Source organism: Chryseobacterium sp. CH21 (assembly GCF_004119445.1).
Lineage (GTDB): Bacteria > Bacteroidota > Bacteroidia > Flavobacteriales > Weeksellaceae > Chryseobacterium.
The window spans coordinates 21,309-44,723 of record NZ_QICI01000039.1 but is presented as its reverse complement, the minus strand read 5'-3'; the positions used below and the strand labels follow the sequence as shown (position 1 = coordinate 44,723).

Annotated in this window: 18 protein-coding genes and 1 pseudogene; 14 read left to right on the top strand and 5 right to left on the bottom strand. The window is 36.8% G+C overall.

Annotated elements, in window-relative coordinates; all coding sequences use genetic code 11:
* The first annotated feature begins 86 nt into the window (after positions 1-86).
* Genes BOQ62_RS06985 through BOQ62_RS06970 form a run of 4 tightly spaced genes read left to right on the top strand, consistent with a single transcriptional unit; the run spans position 87 to position 4,643 of the window.
* Entirely contained in the window at positions 87-806 is a 720-nt protein-coding gene (locus tag BOQ62_RS06985) for a DUF5977 domain-containing protein (RefSeq protein ID WP_129038226.1), read from the top strand.
* 42 nt (positions 807-848) lie between these two features.
* Entirely contained in the window at positions 849-2,531 is a 1,683-nt protein-coding gene (locus BOQ62_RS06980) for a DUF6443 domain-containing protein (RefSeq protein ID WP_129038224.1), read from the top strand.
* Entirely contained in the window at positions 2,528-4,225 is a 1,698-nt protein-coding gene (locus BOQ62_RS06975; RefSeq protein WP_129038222.1) for an RHS repeat-associated core domain-containing protein, read from the top strand. The genes BOQ62_RS06980 and BOQ62_RS06975 overlap by 4 nt, the downstream gene beginning before the upstream one ends.
* Positions 4,226-4,229: 4 nt before the next feature.
* Complete coding sequence (locus tag BOQ62_RS06970) at positions 4,230-4,643, top strand: hypothetical protein (RefSeq protein WP_129038220.1); 414 nt, start codon at positions 4,230-4,232, stop codon at positions 4,641-4,643.
* A 129-nt stretch (positions 4,644-4,772) separates the two neighbouring features.
* Here BOQ62_RS06970 and katG read toward each other — a convergent pair whose 3' ends face one another.
* Complete coding sequence (katG, locus tag BOQ62_RS06965; protein WP_129038218.1) at positions 4,773-7,052, bottom strand: catalase/peroxidase HPI; 2,280 nt, start codon at positions 7,050-7,052, stop codon at positions 4,773-4,775.
* A 450-nt stretch (positions 7,053-7,502) separates the two neighbouring features.
* Here katG and BOQ62_RS06960 point away from each other — a divergent pair, with 450 nt between their 5' ends.
* Both BOQ62_RS06960 and BOQ62_RS06955 read left to right on the top strand, forming a co-directional pair.
* A complete protein-coding gene (locus BOQ62_RS06960) occupies positions 7,503-7,970 on the top strand; it encodes a heme-binding domain-containing protein (protein WP_129038216.1) in 468 nt (155 codons plus the stop codon).
* Between the two features lie 4 nt (positions 7,971-7,974).
* On the top strand, positions 7,975-8,385 hold the full coding sequence (locus tag BOQ62_RS06955; protein WP_129038214.1) for a thiol-disulfide oxidoreductase DCC family protein: 411 nt from the start codon (positions 7,975-7,977) through the stop codon (positions 8,383-8,385).
* 231 nt (positions 8,386-8,616) lie between these two features.
* Here BOQ62_RS06955 and BOQ62_RS06950 read toward each other — a convergent pair whose 3' ends face one another.
* Positions 8,617-10,056: an alpha-amylase gene (locus tag BOQ62_RS06950; RefSeq protein ID WP_129038212.1), complete on the bottom strand. Its 1,440-nt coding sequence runs from the start codon at positions 10,054-10,056 to the stop codon at positions 8,617-8,619.
* Positions 10,057-10,243: 187 nt separating this feature from the next.
* Here BOQ62_RS06950 and BOQ62_RS06945 point away from each other — a divergent pair, with 187 nt between their 5' ends.
* Together BOQ62_RS06945 and murA are read left to right on the top strand one after the other, a co-directional pair.
* Positions 10,244-10,915 (top strand): DUF4290 domain-containing protein, encoded by a 672-nt coding sequence (locus BOQ62_RS06945; RefSeq protein ID WP_129038210.1) that lies wholly within the window; start codon positions 10,244-10,246, stop codon positions 10,913-10,915.
* Positions 10,915-12,221 (top strand): annotated as a pseudogene (gene murA, locus BOQ62_RS06940) (UDP-N-acetylglucosamine 1-carboxyvinyltransferase). The gene BOQ62_RS06945 and the pseudogene murA overlap by 1 nt, the downstream one beginning before the upstream one ends.
* 376 nt (positions 12,222-12,597) lie before the next feature.
* On the opposite strand, the gene BOQ62_RS06935 reads toward murA, so the two are convergent.
* Positions 12,598-12,909: an NIL domain-containing protein gene (locus BOQ62_RS06935; protein ID WP_105701870.1), complete on the bottom strand. Its 312-nt coding sequence runs from the start codon at positions 12,907-12,909 to the stop codon at positions 12,598-12,600.
* 160 nt (positions 12,910-13,069) lie between these two features.
* Positions 13,070-13,741, bottom strand: a complete 672-nt coding sequence (locus tag BOQ62_RS06930) for a YiiX/YebB-like N1pC/P60 family cysteine hydrolase (protein ID WP_129038208.1) — start codon at positions 13,739-13,741, stop codon at positions 13,070-13,072.
* A gap of 100 nt (positions 13,742-13,841) precedes the next feature.
* Between BOQ62_RS06930 and BOQ62_RS06925 the strand changes: the two genes are divergently transcribed.
* Together BOQ62_RS06925 and BOQ62_RS06920 are read left to right on the top strand one after the other, a co-directional pair.
* Positions 13,842-14,543 carry a response regulator transcription factor gene (locus BOQ62_RS06925; RefSeq protein ID WP_129038207.1) on the top strand — a complete coding sequence of 234 codons (702 nt, stop codon included), beginning with the start codon at positions 13,842-13,844 and terminating at the stop codon, positions 14,541-14,543.
* 31 nt (positions 14,544-14,574) lie between these two features.
* Positions 14,575-15,936: an ATP-binding protein gene (locus BOQ62_RS06920; RefSeq protein ID WP_129038205.1), complete on the top strand. Its 1,362-nt coding sequence runs from the start codon at positions 14,575-14,577 to the stop codon at positions 15,934-15,936.
* A gap of 72 nt (positions 15,937-16,008) precedes the next feature.
* Here the strand turns inward: BOQ62_RS06920 and BOQ62_RS06915 are convergent, their stop codons facing one another.
* A complete protein-coding gene (locus BOQ62_RS06915) occupies positions 16,009-16,860 on the bottom strand; it encodes an EamA family transporter (RefSeq protein WP_129038203.1) in 852 nt (283 codons plus the stop codon).
* A gap of 362 nt (positions 16,861-17,222) precedes the next feature.
* Between BOQ62_RS06915 and BOQ62_RS06910 the strand changes: the two genes are divergently transcribed.
* Genes BOQ62_RS06910 through BOQ62_RS06895 form a run of 4 tightly spaced genes read left to right on the top strand, consistent with a single transcriptional unit; the run spans position 17,223 to position 23,176 of the window.
* Complete coding sequence (locus BOQ62_RS06910; protein WP_129038201.1) at positions 17,223-17,705, top strand: MgtC/SapB family protein; 483 nt, start codon at positions 17,223-17,225, stop codon at positions 17,703-17,705.
* Between the two features lie 4 nt (positions 17,706-17,709).
* Positions 17,710-18,810, top strand: coding sequence for an efflux RND transporter periplasmic adaptor subunit (locus BOQ62_RS06905; protein WP_129038199.1), 1,101 nt, complete (start codon positions 17,710-17,712; stop codon positions 18,808-18,810).
* A 15-nt stretch (positions 18,811-18,825) separates the two neighbouring features.
* Complete coding sequence (locus BOQ62_RS06900; RefSeq protein WP_129038197.1) at positions 18,826-21,921, top strand: efflux RND transporter permease subunit; 3,096 nt, start codon at positions 18,826-18,828, stop codon at positions 21,919-21,921.
* Positions 21,911-23,176, top strand: a complete 1,266-nt coding sequence (locus BOQ62_RS06895) for a TolC family protein (RefSeq protein ID WP_129038195.1) — start codon at positions 21,911-21,913, stop codon at positions 23,174-23,176. The genes BOQ62_RS06900 and BOQ62_RS06895 overlap by 11 nt, the downstream gene beginning before the upstream one ends.
* Positions 23,177-23,415: the final 239 nt, after the last annotated feature.

Sequence of the window (23,415 nt, the reverse complement as noted above, 5' to 3'; positions counted from 1 at the left end):
AAGACAAATATATAACCAACAAAAATTAGTAAATTTATAAACCGAAAATCCTCCTTAAGGATTTAAACCAAAATGTCTAAGTTGGTTTGAAGACGTACAATTTCAGAAAAAACTCCAGTCTAGTCAATTATGAAATTACAACTTACACTCATGATCCACTAATTGGAATAACAAGTCTTACATCTCCATCAGGAATAAAAGAAACGTATAAGTATAATTCCTTTCACAGACTTAATAAAACATTAGATTCTGAGGGGAAGATTAAGAAAGAATATAACTACAATTATTCGCAGGCTCTATTGTTCTACAACACTCAGAAAAGCCAAGACTTCAATAAAACAGATTGTACAGTTGGTTATTCACCAGCTTCTTATACATACACAGTTCCACCAGGAATATATTCTTCTTCTATCAGCCAGCCTGATGCAGATCAGAAAGCAATAATGGATATCAATACAAACGGACAGCTTATAGCTAATCAAAACCTAACATGCGCCCCAACATGTCCTATAAACCTTTATAATGCAATATCTGCAAGCTATATGAATATTTATTCTGCTGGCAATAAAGTTAATTTCCAATTAAAATTTAATTCAGGAAATGTAGTACAGTGGAGTAATGGAGCAAGTATAGGAACTATACAAGGTGATTGCAAACCTGGACAATGGAGAACAATACATTACAATGAACCTAATTCAAATAGTGTCTGGGAAATAAAAATTGACCCAATAGGAAATGTACAGGCAAAACTATTATCTGGATTTGTTCCTAATACTATCAATTTTCAATTTGAATTTTATAAATAACTAATTATCGTGAGAAAAAAAATAATATATATAATATCTTTTTTGTTTATAGTTTTCTGCCATTCACAAGTTACGAATACTGAAAACTATGTTCAGGAGAAAACTTATCTGGAGCCGGTAGAGGTCTCAAGTTCTAATGCTAAACAAATAAATATTGTTAAATACCTTGATGGTTTAGGACGAGCCAAACAAACTGTCATGACAAAAGCTTCACCATTAGGAAATGATATTATAACCCATTTTGAATATGATACATATGGGAGACAGGCTAAAAATTATTTACCTATACCTCAAATAGAAACTAAGAATGGAGGTTATTATGAAGCACCTCTTAACAATGTTAATTCTGTCTATGGAGCCGAAAAGATTTACGAAGAAAAGATATTTGATATTTCTCCCTTAAACAGAGTAGCTGGTATTACACCAGTGGGCAATGATTGGATGTATAAACCTGCTGCCAAAATGTACAGTCTTAATAAAAATAATGAAGTAAAAAAATACACTGCTACTTTTAATTATACAACATTTCAAGCGAGCATCAGTTTATCTGGTTTTTACGAGGCTAAACAACTTTATAAAAACTCTACAACAGACGAAGATGGAAATGAAATAATTGAGTTTAAAAATCAAGAAGGGCAAATCATATTAGCACGAAAGACACTGAGTACTTCACAGAATGTAGATACCTATTACGTTTATAATGATTACAACCAACTTGCCTTTGTTATTACTCCATTAGCCTCAGTTTCTACTCAGATTAATAAAGACATACTGGATAACACATGCTACCAGTATAAATATGATAACCGAAACAGGCTTGTGGAAAAAAAGGTCCCAGGAAAGGGCTGGGAATACATGGTGTATGATAAACAAGATAGAATTGTATTAGCTCAGGATACCTTATTGGGAAGTACAACTAATAATTTTACAAAAAAAGGCTGGATATTCACCAAATATGATTTGCTAGGGAGAATCGTGTATACAGGTTTTTTTGCCAATACAGCAACAAGAGCTGCCATGCAAACAGCTGTAAATAATATGACAGCAAATCCTGAAAATAACGAAATCAGAAGTACTACTCCATTTTCTCAAAACGGGCTGGATATATATTATACAAAAAGTGCATTCCCTACAGGAAGTATGACTATCCTAAGTGTAAATTATTATGACACTTATCCAATAGGATCTCCTATGATACCTGCAAATATTTTAGGCCAAAATGTGATCGCCGGTATACAAAACGCTTCTGTAAATACTAAATCTATGGCAGTTGCCTCTTACACAAAAAACATAGATGATGACAACTGGACAAAAAGCTATACTTGGTATGATTCGAAAGGAAGAATTATAGGGTCTCATTCAATAAATCACTTAGGAGGAACTACCAGAGGGGAATCATTATTGGATTTTGCAGGTATTGTTAAAGAATCATACGTTTATCACAAAAGAACAGCAAATGACCCGGAGGTTAAAGTAAAAGAAACTTTTGAATATGACCACCAGAACAGATTGATTTCGCACAAGCATAAAGTCAATAACTATATTGAAGAGCCATTAGCAATACAGAATTATAATGAATTAGGACAATTGGTCAACAAAAAAACAGGACGACAAGATACAGACAACTATGAGCCTTTACAGTCTATTGATTATAAATATAATATCAGAGGCTGGTTGACCGACATTAATGATCCTGATAATTTGGGAGATGATTTTTTGCAATGAGATTAAAGTATCAGAATCCACAAGATACTCAGTATGGAATCGCAAAATACAATGGCAGCATATCAGAAATCGATTGGAAAACAGTAAGTGACAAAATACATAGAAGATATGCCTATAGCTATGATAACTTGAGCAGGCTTACAAAAGGGACCTATTTAACTCCTTACTTAGCTTCAAATGCACAAAACCATTTTTACGATGAAGAGGTAAGCTATGACCTTAATGGGAATATTAAAACTTTAAACAGATTTCAATCACCCCCTCCAGGATCTTCAACAGCCATGCATATTGACGAACTTGTTTACGACTACGAGATTCCCAATATGTCAAATAAGCTAACGAAAATTACAGATAACAGGAATAACCCTTCAGGATATCCAATTGGAAGTAATACTATCGATTATGACTTAAACGGCAATATGACAAGCCAAAAAGATAAAGGAATTTCATCTATAACATACAACTATTTGAATTTACCTAAACAGATTTTGGCTGCCCAAGGAAATACTTCTTATCTTTATCGAGCAGATGGTACAAAGCTAAAAAAGACTTTTGGAAATAAAACCACAGAATATCTGGACGGCTTTCAATACGAAAATGGTGTTTTGAAATTAATTCCAACAACAGAAGGAACTTATGACCTACAACAAACTCAATACATCTATGATCATAAAGATCATTTAGGAAATATAAGATTTTCCTACGGTGTTGCTGATGGAGGAGGTTGGTTCTATTTAAAAGAAAATAATTATTATCCATTCGGGTTAGCTCACCAGGGATATAATGATTATAATAATTTAAAAGAATTCAACATTCCTTATAATGATAAGTATAATGGAAAAGAATTAGAGGAAGAAACAGGAATGTATGATTATGGAGCAAGGTTTTACATGCCTGATGTTGGAAGATGGGGAACAATAGACCCTTTAAGTGAATTGCAATTTGCATATAATCCTTACTCGTATGTATATGGAAACCCTATTAACTTCAATGATCCGACAGGAATGATAGGTGAAGATCCACCAACAAGAGGATTATCTCCATTAAATCCAATTGAAATAGACAATATTGTACTCACCGGAACCCGAGGAAACCCAACCCTTTCCTATATGGGAATTCAGAATTTATATGCGTATCATGCATCACAAGATAGATTAGCAGCAGCTATCAGAGGAAGTAAAGCAGCACTTGCCACTGAAAAATTTGAGAGAAATCTAGCTTTTGCTATGGGAACTTTTGGAACTGGGGGAAGTAATCTTCTTGCCTCTGCTGGTTGGGTTACGCTAGATACATGGCTAAGTTATCAGGATGAAGATACTCAAGAAACTGTTGAAGTTGTACAGTTAGCGGCAATTGCTCTCCAATTAAAAAAAGGAAATATTTCTGCAGTTAATAAGCTAAAAAAAGTAGGGGATGATATTATAGATTATCATATGGCACGTAAGGAAGCTTTTCAATGGTTGGAAAATAGAGGATTTAAAGCAGAAAAAGTTGTATTAGGAAAATTTGGAACATCAAAAGGGAAACCTGTTGGGATGAGTACTGCTGATGGAAAAACCGGATTTAGAGTTGAAATTGACGATCGTCATGGAGCACATATAAATGTATGGTTTGGTAAAGAAAAAGGACCACACTTTACATTTGATGCTACAGAAAAAACAATAAATAATATAATTAAAAGATTTTCGAGATAAGAATATGGAAAATACAGAATTTGATTTAGAAATAATAACTATTTTCAATAAAGAATTTGAAAATAAAACGATTACTATAAAAGAAGATACCAGTAATTATATAGATGAAATGGAATGTTACTATCCTTTCGGATATAGTGGTATTAACTGGAAAAAAAAAGATAATGTACTCTCATTAGATCTTAAAAACATAATAGAAAATAAGGATAAACAAATTGATAATTTTTTTAACCTAATCTTAAAAAAACATCCAGTTTTAATAGATGAAGAAGTAATTATAATAGGTGACGGGGCATTAAACAATGGTTATTTAATTAAGTTTAATAATTTTATAAAATTATCTTATCATTTTTTGAACTTCCACAAGATACTTATGTTTGGTTTTTACATTCAAAAAAATAATCAATTATACATTTGAGGATGAACTCTTTTTTGATAATCTATTTTTTAATAAAATCAAAAAAGTGCATTCCAAAAAAAAGATATAAATCAAGAGGCTGTCTCAATTTTTTGAAACAGCCTCTTTTATTATTTTAAATACTTCTTATTAAACCAGATCAAACCTGTCCAGATTCATCACTTTCGTCCATGCTTTTGCAAAATCATTTACAAATTTACCTTGTGCATCAGCACTTCCGTATACCTCAGCGATTGCTCTCAATTCAGAATTGGATCCGAAAACAAGATCTGCTCGCGTTGCTGTCCATTTTGGTTGACCGCTTAAACGATCAGTTCCTATATACAATTGTTTGTCGTCTGACATTGCTTTCCATTGCGTTCCCATATCCAAAAGATTCACAAAGAAATCATTGGTAAGGGCTCCCGGACGGCTGGTGAACACTCCATGTTTTGAACCGTCAAAGTTGGTATCCAAAGCACGCATCCCTCCTATCAATACTGTTAATTCAGGGGCAGTAAGGGTTAACAACTGTGCTTTATCAATCAATAAAGATTCTGTAGATACCGTGTATTTTCTTTTCAGATAATTACGGAATCCATCAGCTGCAGGCTCAAGATATCCCATAGATTCCACATCAGTCTGTTCCTGAGAAGCATCCATTCTACCTGGTGCAAAAGGAACTTTCATATCCTGACCTGCATTTCTTGCAGCAGATTCTACAGCAGCGTTACCAGCCAACACAATTAAGTCTGCCAATGATATTTTCTTACCTCCGCTTTGAGAATCATTGAATTCTTTTTGAATTCCTTCTAAAACTCCCAATACTTTGTTGAGCTGTGAAGGATTATTTACTTCCCAGTTTCTTTGAGGCTCCAGTCTTATTCTGGCACCGTTAGCACCACCACGCTTATCACTTCCTCTGAAAGTAGAAGCAGACGCCCAAGCTGTAGAAATTAATTCAGCATTGTTTAGTCCTGAGTTTAAAACTTTTGATTTTAATGTTTCTACATCATTTCCGTCAACCAATTCATGGTTCACTTCTGGAATAGGGTCTTGCCAGATCAGTTCTTCCTGAGGCACATCTGGTCCCAAATAACGGGCACGTGGTCCCATATCTCTATGCGTCAGTTTAAACCATGCTCTTGAAAAAGCATCAGCAAACGCATCAGGGTTTTCATAAAAATGTCTTGAAATTTTTTCGTAAACAGGATCCAGTCTCAACGAAAGGTCTGTTGTAAGCATCGTCGGTTTATGCTTTTTAGAAGAATCAAATGCATCGGGAATAATATCAGCACCATCTTTTGCTACCCACTGGTGAGCTCCGGCAGGGCTTTTTGTTAGTTCCCATTCATTTTCGAAAAGGTTTTTAAAGAAATAATTACTCCACTGAGTCGGAGTTTCTGTCCAGGTTACTTCTAAACCACTGGAAATAGCGTCTCTTCCGCTTCCTGATTTATAGGTACTTGCCCATCCAAGTCCCTGCTGTTCAATTCCGGCTCCTTCAGGTTCTTTTCCTACATGATCAGCAGGACCAGCTCCATGCGTTTTACCGAAAGTGTGTCCTCCTGCGATCAAGGCAACAGTTTCTTCATCGTTCATCGCCATACGGCCGAAAGTATCGCGGATATCTTTAGCTGCAGCAATAGGATCTGGATTTCCGTCGGGACCTTCAGGATTTACATAGATAAGTCCCATTTGTACTGCTGCCAATGGATTTTCAAGATTTCTTGAATGAATATCTCCGTCTGCATTATCATCGGTAGGAAGAACTGCTGAGTGTCCCTCTGGTACTCCTTCCGAACCGTGAGCATAACGTAAATCACCTCCCAGCCATGTTTTTTCTGATCCCCAGTATATATCGGAATCCGGTTCCCAAACATCTGCACGTCCTCCTGCAAACCCGAATGTTTTAAAGCCCATAGATTCAAGAGCAATATTTCCTGTAAGAATCAAAAGGTCTGCCCATGAAATATTTCTGCCATATTTTTGTTTGATCGGCCACAATAATCTTCTTGCTTTGTCAAGACTTACGTTATCCGGCCAGCTGTTTAATGGTGCAAAACGCTGCTGCCCAGCTCCGGCTCCACCTCTTCCGTCACCTACACGGTACGTACCTGCACTGTGCCATGCCATACGGATAAACAAAGGACCATAGTGACCAAAATCTGCCGGCCACCAATCCTGTGAATCTGTCATTAATGCATGAAGATCTTTTTTTACTGCCTCAAGATCAAGGCTTTCAAATGCTTTGGCATAATCAAAATCTTTATCCATAGGATCTGAAAGGGAAGAATGCTGGCGCAGAAGATCTACTCTAAGCTGATCCGGCCACCAGTCAGAATTCTGGGTACCACCACCTGCTACGCTCTTCTTCATTGTTCCGTTATGAAACGGGCATTTACTGATGTCATTCAAATCGTTTTCCATTGTCGTTTATTTTATTTTTATATTGATTAATACAGTTTAAATTCTCTGTTGTAAGAACATGACAAACCTACAACGTTTGACTGATAAATACAATCTATTAATTTTTATTTCAACGATAGTTAAAAACTATAAATAAGTTTTTCCAACAGCTTTTTGAGCTAGGACATAATTGAGGTATTAAGTTAGTCATTTTTGAGATTAACTTCAATAAAAACAGCAGCATATGAGCCAATTTAGAATTACTCAACGTAAGAATTTGAGGAGGAAGGAGGCTGGATATTGAAGGAGGTAATTTTAGTGGTATAATGAAAAACAACTGATCATTTCTGAAAAAACATACTAATTCAAAAAACTTCTAAAAGCACTTCCTGCTTCCATCTCCCAGCTTCCATCTCCCCCACTAAAAATAAATTAACTACCTTTATATTATACAAATATGAAACACCGGCTATGAAAAAAATAATTGTTATCATTCTCGTTGCTTTTATCATTATTCAGTTTTTCCCTATTGATAAAACAAATCCGCCACCTACACCCGGTATGGATTTTTTGAAGATTAAAAACACTCCTGAGAAAATTGCCCGTACCCTTAGAACGTCATGTTATGACTGTCATTCCAATGAAACAAAGTATCCATGGTACAGTAATATTTCTCCAGCTTCATGGTGGGTAAAAAATCATATTAATGAAGGCAGAAAACATCTTAATTTTTCTACCTTTGCAGTATATGAACCTCAAAGACAGCTTCATAAACTGGAAGAATGTATAGAAATGATTGAGAAGAAAGAAATGCCGCTCGAGTCTTATTATTTAGGACACCAGGACGCCAAACTGTCGGATCAACAGCGTGCAGATCTTGTTCAATATTTCAAGAAAGTAAAAGAAGATACTGAAAGAGGAATCATGTTTAATAAGTAAAGTCATGGAAAGCTGGGAAAATAAACATATTGTTTTTTTTGACGGAGATTGCGGAGTCTGTAATTTCTGGGTGCAATGGATTTTGGAGCGGGATAAGAAAGACCAATTCATGTTTGCTTCTCTTCAGTCTGACTTTGGACAGCAATTTTTATCTCAAAGAGGTCTGGAAACAAATGTTTTCAATACCATGTATCTGTGGAAACCTGGACGATACTACCAGATCAAATCAAGAGCCGTATTGGAAATCGCTAATTTATTGGGAGGAGTTTATAAACTTTCTTCTGTTGGAAAAATTCTGCCTGCATTTCTCAGTGACAAGGTTTATGATATGATTTCCAGAAACAGGATGAAACTGGCCAATCAGAAATGTTATTTACCGGATCAGCATCAGAAGAAAAAGTTTATTCAGGTGTAATTATTCTTACACAATTTCATTCAACCTATATAAAATATCATTCCGTAGGAGTTTGCTACAAGATGTATTATAAATAATGTAGTGTAGAGATTCCTACGGAATGACAAATAAGACGTATAGTTGTTTTTGTTTAATGTTTAATGTTTAATGAAAATTAAACTGAAGAAAAGTCTCTTACCGCTTAATCATTTATCATTTATCATTTATCATTTATCAATTATTACTCATTACTTATAAATTAAGCGACCATACAGAATAAGAATTTGGCGGGCATTGGATTTTCACCCATTTATCTCCCTGGGTTGTCGGATACCAAGTCGAATTTCCTGTGAAATCTTTGATCTGCTGACTGCTCCAATTGGTTTCTATCCATCTTTCCTGCCAATTTGAGGACGTATTGATGTATACAACAAGTCCTGGATTTCCATTATAACCGTTACGTCTTGCGATATATTCATCGTTATCGGTATATAGAATAGAAGTTGTTCCGGTAGCTTTATTATTATGAATCCAGATCAGATTATTCAGTCTTTCTTTATTCAGCCATTCTTCATAATCTCTGTAGAAAATGGTTGGATATCCTTCATGGGTTAAGATATAGGCATATGCAGGCATTTTGTTGTAAATAACATCTGTGTCATGATTGGCCACAAAGGTTACTGCTTTGTACGGATTTCTTTTCCACATCATATCATCATTCAAAGCGTTTAAGTTTCCGTTATCAAAAGCTTCATCCATTTTATAATAAGCGGCAAAATCAAATACAGAGCTGTTGGCATTGTTTGCCCACCACTCCAGCGTATTGACATTGGAATCCCATAATTCTCCCACAGAAAATCCTCCCACATTGGAATTCCATGCATTAACAACCCATGGGCCGAAACCTTTAACGTAATCAAACCTCCAGCCATCAAATTTCATCACATTTTTATAATATTTTCCAACAGAATCGTCTCTTCCCCAAAGCCAGTCCTGTACATAAGGGTTGGCATGGCACAAATCCGGAAAACCGCCAAAGGCTCCTTCATCATTATTTCCGTAGGAATTTTTATAAAAATCATTATAACTTCTCGGAAATTTCCCTGATGCCACTCCTGAAAAATTAGTCCAGGTATTGGTTCCTGTAAATGGATTGGCTTCAGATTGGCCGCCACTATTATGATTAATTACAATATCAGCGTATACCTGTATATTCTCAGCATGCGCTTTGGTAATCAATGCTTCCAGTTCAGATCTGGATCCGAAACGGGTTTCTACACTTCCATTCTGGTTAAAATTACCGAAATCATAATAATCTGTAGGATCATAGCCCATAGAATAGGCTCCGTTTTGTGCTTTTGAAGCTGGTGGTAACCATACGGCGCCAATTCCGGCATTGGACCATGCTGTTAATTTATCCTTAACCGTATTCCACCAGTTGCCTCCTTCCGGAACATCCCAATAAAAACCCTGCATGAGAACTCCACCACCAGGACCTGCGACAAATTTACCCTGCAGAGATCCGGATCCGTTTCCGGTACTGAAAGGTCTCCCGTCATGATGGGTTACATTGACTGTTTTGTTATGAACCTCTTCCTGCTTGGAGGGTTCTGTGATTAATTCATCACTTGTACGACATGAGCTTACTAATGCTAAAGCCAGCAGTGAAAGGAAAAAGTTTGTTTTTTTCATCGTAATAATTAATTATCATTCTATCAAACAATATACAATTTTATTGAAAACAAATTCAAATGAATGGGAAATATTTTAATTTTTCACAATAAATATAAAAGAAAGGCATTAAGGTTTTTCATTAAAAAATCATAAATTTTTCAGATTCCCGAGACAATTTTTCTTTTAATCCATATATTTGCATACTATGGAATACAATACCCAAAAAATTCAGCTTCATATGCCGGAATATGGCAGAATTATACAACAGTTGGTTGAGCGCTGCAAAGAACTTCCTACCAAAGAGGAAAGGAACGAAATGGCTATGGCAATCATCGATTTTATGGGTCAGAGAAACCCACAACTTCGCGACGAGGAAAATTATAAACATAAACTTTGGGACCACCTTTATATTCTTGCTAATCATGATCTGGATGTAGACTCTCCTTATCCGTTTCCAACCATGGAACAGTTAGCAGAAAAACCTAAAAGAATGGAATATCCAAAACTTCAGGGTGACTTTAAGTTTTACGGAAAAAGTATTCTTCAATTGATAGAAAAAGCAATAGAACTGGAAATGGGTGACGAAAAAGAAGCCCTTATCGAAGTGATTGCCAACAATATGAAGAAATCTTACAATGTCTATAATAAAGAACATGTGACGGATGATGTAATTTTCCGCCACCTGAAAGAACTGTCTGAAAACAGGTTGGATCTTACGGGAATAGATTCTCTTGAGAAAAGCAAAATCTACTACACCAGCAATAATAACAACCGAAATAACAACAATAACAACAACAGGAACAACAACAATAATAAAAACAATAATAACCAGCCTAATAAGAGAAGGCACAACAACAATCATAAAAACAGAAAATAATGAGTGGAACATTTCAAATAAGAGGAGGAAAAAGACTGCATGGTGAAATCACTCCACAAGGAGCTAAAAATGAAGCTCTACAAATTTTATGTGCTGTTCTTCTGACGGACGAAGAAGTAAGAATAAAAATATTCCGGATATCCATGATGTGAACAGATTGATTGAAATTCTTGGGGATTTTGGTGTAAAAGTTACTAAAAACGGACAGGGAGATTATACTTTCAAGGCTGATCAGGTTAATTTTGATTATATTAAATCTAACGAGTTCAAAAAAGACGGAGCAAAATTACGTGGATCCATCATGTTAATGGGACCAATGCTTGCCCGTTATGGAGAAGCTTATATGCCAACTCCGGGAGGTGACAAAATCGGAAGAAGAAGATTAGACACCCATTTCCAAGGACTTGTTGAATTAGGTGCTGAATTCAATTATGATGAAGAGGAATATTTCTATTCTTTAAAAGCTAAAGAGCTTAGAGGAAAATTCATTTTATTGGAAGAAGCTTCTGTAACAGGTACTGCTAATATTGTAATGGCAGCAGCTTTAGCAAAAGGAAAAACAAGAATCTACAACGCAGCCTGCGAGCCTTATCTTCAGCAATTATGCAAAATGCTGAACAGAATGGGAGCTAATATCTCAGGTATCGGATCTAACCTACTTACGATTGAAGGAGTAGAATATCTTAGAGGAACGGAGCACACTATGCTTCCGGATATGGTGGAAATCGGATCATGGATTGGTCTTGCAGCCATGACAAAATCTGAAATCACGATCAAAAATGTAAACTGGAACCAACTTGGTGTGATCCCAAATACATTCAGAAAATTAGGAATTCAGCTTGAACAAAGCGGTGATGACATTTACATCCCGGCTCAGGAACATTATAAAATTCAGAAATTTATTGATGGTTCTATCCTTACGATTTCGGATGCGCCATGGCCAGGATTTACACCTGATTTATTATCTATTATTTTAGTAGTAGCCACTCAGGCGAAAGGAAGTATCCTTGTTCATCAGAAAATGTTTGAATCCAGATTATTCTTTGTGGATAAATTAATCGACATGGGAGCTCAGATCATTTTATGTGATCCGCACAGAGCTACGGTAATCGGATTGAATCAGGAAGCTCCGTTAAGAGGAACAACAATGGTTTCCCCGGATATCAGAGCCGGAAATGCTCTTCTTATTGCTGCACTATCCGCAGAAGGAAAATCTATTATCCACAATATCGAGCAGATCGACAGAGGATATGAAAATATTGATGGAAGGCTAAAAGCAATTGGTGCTGACATCGAAAGAATTTAAATTATTTTATTGAGCTAATCCTTTTAATAATAGCTTCGACAGGCTCAGCCTGACAACGCTTAAAATTTCGGCTGGTATTAGGGCTGTCACCCTGAGCCTGTCGAAGGGTTATCAATAAGAAAACCTTTATTACTTATTAATCTTAAGTATAATAAAAGGATAAATCAAGAATTTTATTTAAAAGCGTTCAGGATATCTGAGCGCTTTTTTGTTTTACCACCCCGTCAAAAATTCAAAGAATTTTTGCCACCCCTCCAGAGGAGGGGAATTTTGTCCCGGTTAAGGATTGGTCTTTTTACTCTACTTTAATGAAAAATAAAAAGTGCCCGGTAAAATAACCGGACACTTTGAGTAATTAAAACTATATGAATCTCACTTAAAAATAGGTTCTGCAGGTATATTCTACCGTCGTATTGATAAGTTTATTTTTATTCAGATAGATCTCAAGCTGGTGGAAATCTTCTGAATTAACATTAATATATAACTGTACTGAACCAAAACTGTAGCCGTTCACATACTCTACGTTAGCTGACAACACTCTATGACAGATGCCTAATTGATTATAAATGGTATTCATCAAATGTTCAAATTTCATTTTGCCATTCAACTCTATTTCCAGTAATAATTCTTTTTTAGGCAGGCTTATTTTATTTTGCAAAACCTGCAGGCCGGGATTAGGTGTAATCATTGCTAAACATTTTTGGGTTAAACATTGTCAGATCATAGTGCGCTCTGCATTTAAATCTGTGACAAAAATATAAAAAAATATTAGTCCACCAAATTAGTAGACTAATATTTTTAAAAATTTAACATTAAAAAAAGAAGCCTGTTCAGCTTCTTCCCATATTTTAAAAATTTTCTACTCTTTCAAGTTTATCAGAACCAGCAAGTCCGTTTGGGTTGCAACCCAGCTCTCCTTCAGGGACTTTGAGATTTTTTTTGTGGTAAAATTCTTCCCAAAATGCATTCGTTTTTCCTGTTTTTGGATCTATAAACGTCATCGGTTCCAGTTTGAAAATATTTTCCGCCCGAAAAGCTCTTTCCACAAAATCAGAACAGTAATAGGATTGTTCATCTAGAATATAATTGAAATTGTATGGTTTGCCTAACATGGAATTTGCTTTTTTAACAGCATCAGGAATTGCTTTCTGATATTCCGGTTTTAATCGGTAAATAACGACTTCCTGCCCTTCATCCTTCTGATCTTTTATAAAATCTTTCAAATCCTGTTTCTGAGAACCCCCTTTTGGAGCGGCGTGCAGAACAAACATCCGCTTCCCCTCTTTTTCCAGAATTCCTATATGATCAAAAGAAGCTGCTTTTTCTTTTTGAGTTACATTATTAATCGCTCCGGAAAGGCCGGATTCTTTGGCTGTAACAAAAAGAAGATCTCCATTTTTGAGCTGTACTTTACCAGAATTATGATGACACTGAATCAGCAAAACCACTAAACAGGATAACATCCCAAAAACAATAATTTCTTTGATTTTTTTGCTAAAAAATATTTTAAATTCAGACATTCCATTCTACTTTGGGTGCCAAAATTACAAAATAGAATTCATTACATTTGTGGGAATATTGATCTATTCTTCACGCCAACCCAATATTTTCAAGATTCTTATGCCACATATTTTATTAGTTGAAGACGATGACAGACTTTCAAAACTGATTGCAAAAGGATTTCAGGAAGCTGAATTTGAGGTAACTGTGGCTTATGACGGAATCACAGGACTGAAGCTGGCGTTACAAAACCATTTTGATCTGGTTGTGACGGATATAATATTACCCAAAAAAGATGGCCTGGAATTCTGCCATGAAATCAAAACTTTAAAACCTGATCTTCCTGTCATTATGCTTACCGCATTAGGAACCACTGATGATAAACTGGAAGGATTTGATGCCGGAGCGGATGATTATCTGACCAAACCTTTTGAAATGCGGGAACTGGTAGCCAGAATCAAAGTGCTTCTAAAACGTTTCTCACAACAGCCGCAGCAAAAAGTTTTTGCCCTCAAATATGAAGGCATTGAAATGAATCTGGAGCAGAAAACCGTAAGCCGTGATCAAATGCCCATCAAATTAACACCAAAAGAATTTAATCTCTTAAAATTCATGCTGGAAAATTCCGAAAGGGTTCTTTCCAGAAGTGAAATTGCGGAAAAAGTATGGGAAACCCATTTTGATACGGGTACTAACTTTATTGATGTTTATATCAATTATCTCCGAAAGAAAATAGATAAAGATTTTGAAAACAAACTGATCCATACCAAAGCCGGCATGGGATTTATTCTGAAAAAAGATTACGAATCAGGTACTGTATAGTAAATCACTGAGATAAACTAAAAATATCAGGATGAAAATAAGAACCAGACTTACCCTGCTTTTTACCTTAATCACTGCAATGCTTTTAAGTATTTACAGTATTTCGATCTACTATTCATCCAAAGAAGCCAGAGAAAAATCTTTTTACAGTGAACTTCAGAACGAAGCGATTGCCAAAGCTGATTTATTTTTCCGAAGCTCCCTTCCCGAACAGGAAATGCACAAGCTTTATAAAAACAACACCAGAACCCTTAATGAAGTTCAGGTTGCGATTTATGATGTAGATAAGAAGCTGGTGTACCACGATGATGCCAAGGTAGATTATGTAAAGGAAACTCCGGAAATGCTTTCTGAAATTTTTCAAAAGAAGAGAATTGATTTCTTTTTAAATGATCTTCAGGTAATCGGGATGGTATATCATTTCGAAGGAAAAACTTACGCAGTAACGGCTGCGGCATATGATCAATACGGATATGATTATCTCACGCATCTTCTTACCATCAGTATTATCTCGTTTTTTATTATCCTGATTTTAATTTATCTGGCAGGAATATTTCTTTCAAAAAAAGCATTGAGCCCACTGAGTGAAATGGTTACCCAGATTAAAAAAATTACTGCCGGGAAACTTCAACTGCGTTTGAAAACAACAAAGGAAAAAGATGAACTGAATGAACTTGCTCAGAGTTTTAATGGAATGCTGGAGCGGCTTGAAAATTCTTTTGATTCGCAAAAACATTTTGTATCTAATATTTCCCACGAGCTAAGAACTCCTCTATCGGCTATCATTACTGAACTGGAACTGGCTTCAGAAAAAGATAAAACTAAAGAAGAATACCAGGAAACCATCCAATATGCTCTGGAAGATGCCCGCAATATGGTAAAACTTTCCAACAGTTTAATGGATCTTGCCAAAGCGAGCTATGATCCCAATGAGATCAGTTTTTCGGAAGTGCGTCTGGATGAAATCCTTCTGGAATCTTATACTAAAATCATCAAAGAAAATTCAGGATATAAAGTTTCTCTGAATATAGAAGATTCTGTGGAAGAGCATCAGCTTATTATTCAGGGAAATGAGTATCTTCTTCAGGTGGCCTTTAATAATCTTATCGACAATGCTTGCAAATATTCACCGGAACACATCTGTTTGATAGATGTAAATGCCAATTCAAAAATTCTTATAATACATTTTACGAATACAGGAAATGTTATCAGTGAAGAAGATTTACAACACATTTTTGAACCATTTTACAGAAGCGAAACTTCAAAACAGGAAAAAGGTCACGGAATCGGATTATTTCTCACCGAAAAAATCATTCTGCTCCATCACGCAAAAATAAACGTTGTATCAGAAGATAATAAGACTGCTTTTACAGTAGAGTTTATGATCAGCTAACTTCATTCAAATTTATTTGCATCTTAACTTTCCTTACAACCTTAATTAGCTTAATGGTTAAAAAATTTTTCATCAATCATGAGAAAGAGATTTCTTGTTAAAAACGGTTGTTCCTATACTTGCAGTAATCACACAGGCAATAGAAATCCATTGTAAAAAAGATAATTTTTCAGCAAGAAAAACCAATCCTGAAAGTGCTGCAAATGCAGGTTCCAGACTCATCAGAATACTGAAGGTCTTTGCAGGAAGTTTTTTCAAGGCCATCATTTCCAATGAAAAAGGTAAAGCACTCGAAAGAATGGCCACACCAAGGCCTTTCATAAAAATCGTCGGAGTAATATTGAAAACAGCACCATCCCATATCGTAAAAGGAATAATCACAAGACTTGCAAAAATCATCCCTGTGGTAACCGCATCTTTTCCATCCATTATTTTGGAAACCTTGCCACCCATGATAATATAAACTGCCCAGAACATCCCTGCCAGAAAGGCAAGTCCAAGACCTATTAAATCAACATGATCATTCTTCCATGGAACAATCAGTAAAATCCCCACACATGCTAGTAAAGCCCAGATAACATCCAACAGTTTACGGGATAAAGCCAAAGCAAGAAATAAAGGTCCTGCAAATTCCACCGTAACAGCCAATCCCAAAGGAATTCTTTGAATGGCCATATAAAAAATAAGATTCATAGCAGCCAGCCCTATTCCGTAAATTGCACAATACTGCCACTTTTGTCTGTTAAATTGTAAAAACTTCGGACGGTTAATCAACGTAAGCAAAACAGCAGAAAGTACAATTCTTAAAGTAACCGTACCAATAGCTCCAATCGCAGGAAAAAGCTGCTTTGCAATAGAAGCACCTCCCTGCACACAGATCATCGCTAAAAGCGTAGCGGGTATTGCTATGTTTGATTTTTTCATTTCAAAAATATAGAATTCAAAAGGTTTTGGAAAGAAGTTTCCGGGATTAAACAATCTCTGATCTCAGATGACAAATCGTGAGATTCATTATTTAAAAATTATCCGTTTCAAATGTATTGAAATTTTATGTTTTATAATGGATACAGATTCCATATAAATTTTCGCACAGATTTTCTCTAATGATTTTCTAATAACATTCTAAAGCTTTTCTAACGGCAAAAAAAGGCGGTAACTTCTACTTTTGCACAGTAAAAAATAAAGCATATGGACTCAGATCCTTACCGTAATTATCAATCTTAAAAGCTTTAGTTGTACTCCCTTTTCCCGTACAGCTGAAAAGCTTTATAAAAACAGGAAAAGTTATGAATACATTTGAATTTACCCTACGCCTCCTTACAGCATTTGCTCTGGGTGCCAGCATTGGTTTTGAAAGACAGTGGCGCAAAAAAAATGCTGGTCTACGCACTAATACTCTGGTATGCATCGGCTCTGCAGCCTTCGTATTAATTGCCATCAGAATAGGTGGTGATGCAGCCGGAAGAATCACCTCTTATATTGTCAGCGGCATCGGTTTTCTGGGCGGTGGCGTTATCATGAAAGATGGCCTTACCGTGAGAGGGCTCAATACTGCAGCCACATTATGGTGCTCCGCAGCGATAGGTGCATTATGCGCTCTGGGATACCCCACAGAAGCACTCATTACTGTCTTCTTCATTGTCTCAACAAATATATTTTTGAGGCCCTCTCTATCCTCACAAAAAGAAGCCAGGAGCAAAAAGCTTTTCAGTACCAAGAAAAATAACAAAGAAAAAGTAAAAATCAGCAATAGCACTCAATTGTATTAAGATCATGAAAAAAGTAATCTTAAGTAGTATTATTCTCTTTACAGCTTCCTGTAAAGACAATACACCTCAGCAGAACAAAGAACAGGAAATAATAACCCGCGGTGATGTGGTCATTGTTCCGGAAAATAATCCTGTTTTCAAAAAAATTAAAACGCAGGCCGCTACCGAACAGGAACATAGTGATGGCGTGGTTTCAGCGGGAACTATTCAAGCCATTCCTAATCATTATGCAGAAATTGCCAGCCCTTTTTCCGGAAGAATTACAAAATCATTTATTCAGCTTGGACAAAATGTTTCTGCGGGAAGTCCTCTTTTTGAAATCATTTCTTCAGATTATTTTTCAGTTCAAAAAGATTACACAGATGCCTTAAATGATGTACAGCTTGCAGAAAAAAATTACAGACGCCAGCAGGATCTCGTAAAACACGGTGTCGGTATTCAGAAAGAACTGGATGAAGCAGAAACCGATTTTAAAAATAAAAAAACATCCCTTTCCAATGCTTCTTCTGCCTTGAAAGTTTACAACAGCAAAGGTGGAGGCATAGGACGTCCTCTTGTGGTAAGAGCACCCATTAACGGAGAAATTATTTCAAACAAAATTGTAAACGGCCAATATCTGAAAGGAGATGCAGATCCGGTAATGATTATCGCAGAATTATCAAAAGTCTGGATTTCCGGTGATGTAAAAGAAAAAGACATCCGTTTTGTGAATAAAGGAGATCAGGTTTCTGTAAAGGTAAGCGCCTATCCCGACAGAAATATTACAGGAAAAGTATACCATATCAATGAAATTGTAGACGAAGATACCCGAAGTATAAAAGTTCTCATAGAATGTGATAACCCGGACAGAAAATTAAAACCAGGCATGTATGCTACCGTTAATTTTTCAACAACCCCTGAAAAAACAGTAATGATTCCCGTAACCGCTTTGATGCAGCAAGACAACTCTCAATATGTATGGGTAAAAACCGGTAAAAGCCAATATGCGAAACGTTCTGTGAACACAGGAGAAACCGATCAGAAAACAGTAAGAATCACATCAGGCTTACAACCCGGAGAAACCATCATGACGGAAGGGGGAATTTATATGCTGGATGCCAAATAATGTAAATGAAAAACTATGAAGAAATTACTAACAATCTCTATACAAAAGAGATGGCTGATGCTCGCCCTCTTCCTTTTACTGGGATTTTTCGGGTATTATTCCTGGACCAGACTATCCATAGAAGCCTATCCTGATATTGCCGATGTAACTTCACAAGTGGTAACACAGGTTCCGGGGCTGGCTGCCGAAGAAGTAGAACAACAAATTACCATTCCTTTGGAAAGATCCCTTAACGGCCTTCCGGGAATGCATGTGATGCGAAGCAAAAGTACCTTCGGACTGTCTATTATTACCATGGTCTTTGATGATGGTATAGATGATTACTGGGCACGGCAGCGTATTCAGGAAAGACTAACGGAGGTGGAGCTCCCTTATGGTGCACAACCAGGATTGGATCCTCTCACCTCTCCTATCGGCGAAGTGTACCGTTATATTATTGAAAGTAACAACCACAGTCTGCGGGAGCTTACGGATTTACAAAAATTTGTGATTATTCCCCGTATCAAGCAGGTTTCAGGAATTGCTGATGTAACCAATTTTGGAGGAATTACCACTCAGTTTCAGATTGAGCTGGATCCGCATAAACTTGAACAGTATGGATTATCTCTGTCAGAAGTTACCGAAACTATTTCTAAAAATAACGTAAGTGCCGGAGGAAGTATGCTTCCCCGTGGAAATCTTGCGTATGTAATCCGTGGAATAGGCCTGGTAAAAGACTTAGATGATCTTGGCAAAATTGTAGTCAAAACCCAAAATGGCGTTCCTGTTTTCTTAAATGATGTAGGAACATTAAAATACGGAAACCTGGAAAGAAAAGGAATTCTTGGTTACACCGACAGAAAACGTAATTATTCTGAAAGTGTGGAAGGAATCGTGCTTTTATTAAGAGGGCAAAATCCTTCACAAGTGCTGGAAGGAGTACATGAAGCGATTGAAGAACTCAATAATGAAACGCTTCCCCCCGGTGTAAAAATTCATCCTTTTCTGGATAGAACAAATCTTGTAAAAACAACACTTACTACCGTTTCCCATACCCTTACCGAAGGAATTGTATTGGTTATTATTGTACTGATTGTATTTCTTGGAAGCTGGCGCGGAGCATTGCTGGTGGCTATTACCATCCCGCTTTCTTTATTATTTGCTTTTATATTGATGCATTTCACCGATATTCCGGCCAATCTGCTTTCACTGGGAGCTATTGATTTTGGAATTATTGTAGACGGAGCCATCGTCATGCTGGAAACCATTCTGAAGAAACGGGAAGAAAACTCGGAAGAGACACTGGAAGAAAAAACAATTAACCAAAGAGTAATTGAGGTGGCAAAACCTATTTTCTTTTCAACCATCATCATCATTACCGCTTATCTGCCCTTATTCGCTTTTGAAAGAGTAGAGAAAAAATTATTTACCCCCATGGCTTTCACTGTAGGATATGCACTATTGGGAGCACTTGCCGCAGCATTGCTTCTGATCCCCGGATTGGCTTATGTGATCTATCGAAAACCCCAAAAGATCTATCACAATAAATGGCTGGAAAAATTAAGTACAGCCTATGGAAAGAGTATTGAAAAAATAATGCAGACTCCTAAAAGAGTGATCATTCCTATTATGATTGTTTTAGTATCTGCCGGAGTTCTTTCTTATCATGTAGGAAAAGATTTCCTTCCCGAGCTGGATGAAGGGTCTATATGGCTTCAGGTACAGCTTCCTCCCGGAATTTCTTTAGCCAAATCAAAAGAAATGAGTGATACCTTACGTGCCCGCACTTTAAAACATCCTGAAATTACGTATATGATGGTTCAGGCAGGACGTAATGATGACGGTACCGACCCGTGGACAGCTTCCCATTTTGAAGTATCTGTAGGAATAAAACCTTACAGCGAATGGCCAGCCGGAAAAACAAAAGCAGACCTCATTAAAGAACTGGCAGCAGATTATAAAGACATGCCAGGATTCACCGTAGGCTTTTCACAGCCTATGATTGACGGGGTAATGGATAAAATTTCTGGTGCTCACAGTGAACTCGTGGTAAAAGTTTATGGAGAAGACTTCAAAGAAACCAGAAGAATTGCGGAAAATGTATTGTCAACTTTAAATAAAATCCCAGGTTCGGCAGACCTTGCTATCGATCAGGAACCGCCTTTACCTCAACTGCAGATTATTGCCAACAGAGACAAAATCGCTCAGTATGGTTTGAATGTAGCCGATGTAGCCGACCTTATTGAAGTCGCATTAGGAGGAAAAGCCATTTCTCAGATCTTCATCGGCAATAAAGTGTATGATATTTCATGCCGTTATACAGAAGACAGCCGGGATACTCCTGATAAAATCGGAAATCTGATGCTGACCTCAGCTTCAGGAGCAAAAATCCCTTTATCACAAGTCGCAGAAGTGAAACTGAGTACCGGAGAAAGTACTATTACCCGAGAAATGAATAAACGACATCTTACAGTAAAGCTGAATTTAAGAGGAACTGACCTTTCTTCTTTCCTGAAAAACGCACAGGATAAAATTGAAAAAGATATTAAGTACGATCACGAGAAATACCAGATTAAATGGGGTGGACAGTTTGAAAATCAAAACAGGGCCTATTCCAGACTGGCATTTATTGTTCCATTGGCATTAGCCATTATGTTCCTGTTATTGTATGGTGCATTTGGAGATTTCAGACAGGCTTTGGTTCTGATGTCTATTGTTCCACTCGCATTATTTGGCGGAATGTTGGCACTCAATGTAAGAGGAATGTCTTTGAATGTCTCTTCAGCAGTAGGATTCATCGCATTGTTTGGAGTTGCCATCCAGAACGGAGTGATCATGATTTCCCACATCAACGATCTGCGTAAAAAAGGATATGAACTCAAACAGGCAGCCATCAAAGGCGCAAAAGACCGTTTCAGACCAGTACTGATGACTGCAACGGTTGCTGTAATCGGGCTTTTCCCGGCATCATTAGCTACAGGAATCGGTTCTGATGTACAACGCCCACTGGCAACCGTCATTGTGTACGGGCTGATGTTCTCTACTATTTTAACACTATTTGTGCTTCCGGCTATTTATTTTATGGCTGAACGCCGAAGCGAAAAACAAAATTTGAAATCAGATGAAAATTAAAGTTCAAATTATCATATTATCTGTAGTATTGTTTAGTATTACAGGGATAAAGGCACAGGAAAAAGAGCTTGTATCATTTGAAGAATACCTGAGTCTTGTCGGAAATAAAAATCTGGGTTACGCTTCTCAGAAATACAATGTAAGTATGGCTGAAGCAGCTATTCAAACGGCTAATATGTTCCCTGATCCTCAACTGGAAATGGAAACCACCAATAACGGAGTGAAGCAGAATATGGGGTATGTGTATGGAGCCTCCATCGGCTGGACACTTGAATTGGGCGGTAAAAGAAAAGCTCGTGTTAATCTGGCCAGAAACCAATCTGAGCTGAGCAAAATACAGCTGCAGGATTTTTTCAGAAATCTCCGTGCAGATGCCAGTTTAGGATATATTGAGGCTTTAAAATCCAAAGCTTTGCTTGAAGTACAGCAGGATTCTTATAAAAATATGCAGCAATTGGCAAAATCCGACAGTATCCGCTACAAATTGGGAACTATAACATTAGTCACATCCAAACAAAGTAAACTGGAAGCAGCTTCTTTACTTAATGAAGTATATCAGGCTGAAAGTGCAGAGCAGCAAGCGCTCACCAGTTTATCCGTATTTCTTGGAGACAGCAAAATGACAGGAAGAGATGTTGCCGGAGATTTTAATACCTTCAACAGAGATTTCAGCATGGATGATCTGATTCTTCAGGCATTGAATGAAAGAGCAGATTTATTGGCAGCCAGACAAAATACAGAGGTTGCCAAAAGCCAGATCAATCTTGAAAAAGCCAATCGTATCATCGACTTAGGGATCAGCGCCGGAGCAGAACGCCACACCGAAGCTACGAACGAAATTGCGCCTTCTCCAACGGTAAATGCTGTAAAAATGGGCATTAGTATTCCCTTAAAGTTTTCCAACAGAAGAAATGCAGGATTGAAGATCGCTGAAATGGCTCATTCTCAGGCAGAAGTTGAATATAAACAGATTGAACAGGGCATAAAAGCTGAAGTAATGCAGGCGTATCAGCAATATGCAGCCACTCAGAAACAGCTCAAACAATTCCATAACGGAATGCTTTCAGAAGCACAAAGCATTCTGGAAGGAATTACTTACAGCTACAAAAGAGGCGAAAGTTCTATTCTTGAAGTTTTGAATGCTCAAAGAACCTATAACAATGTTCGAAAAGATTATTATCAGGCTCTTGCAGGTAATGCAACAGCTTTGATTGAGCTTGAACGTAAAGTGGGGATCTGGGATATTCATTTTTAGCGGGAAGATGAAAGCTGGAGGAGGGAGGTTTATGGAAGTCGATGGATAAATGAAAATCATTTTATTAATTTAGTGACTATATACAATTTTGCACCATTGTCATTCTGACGAAGGAAGAATCCCGCGTAAAGCTTAGATTCTTCATTTCACTATGTTACATTCAGAATGACAGAGGGTAGCAGGATTAATGTAAAATTGTATATAAATATCGATAATTCTAAAAACACAAATATGACTTC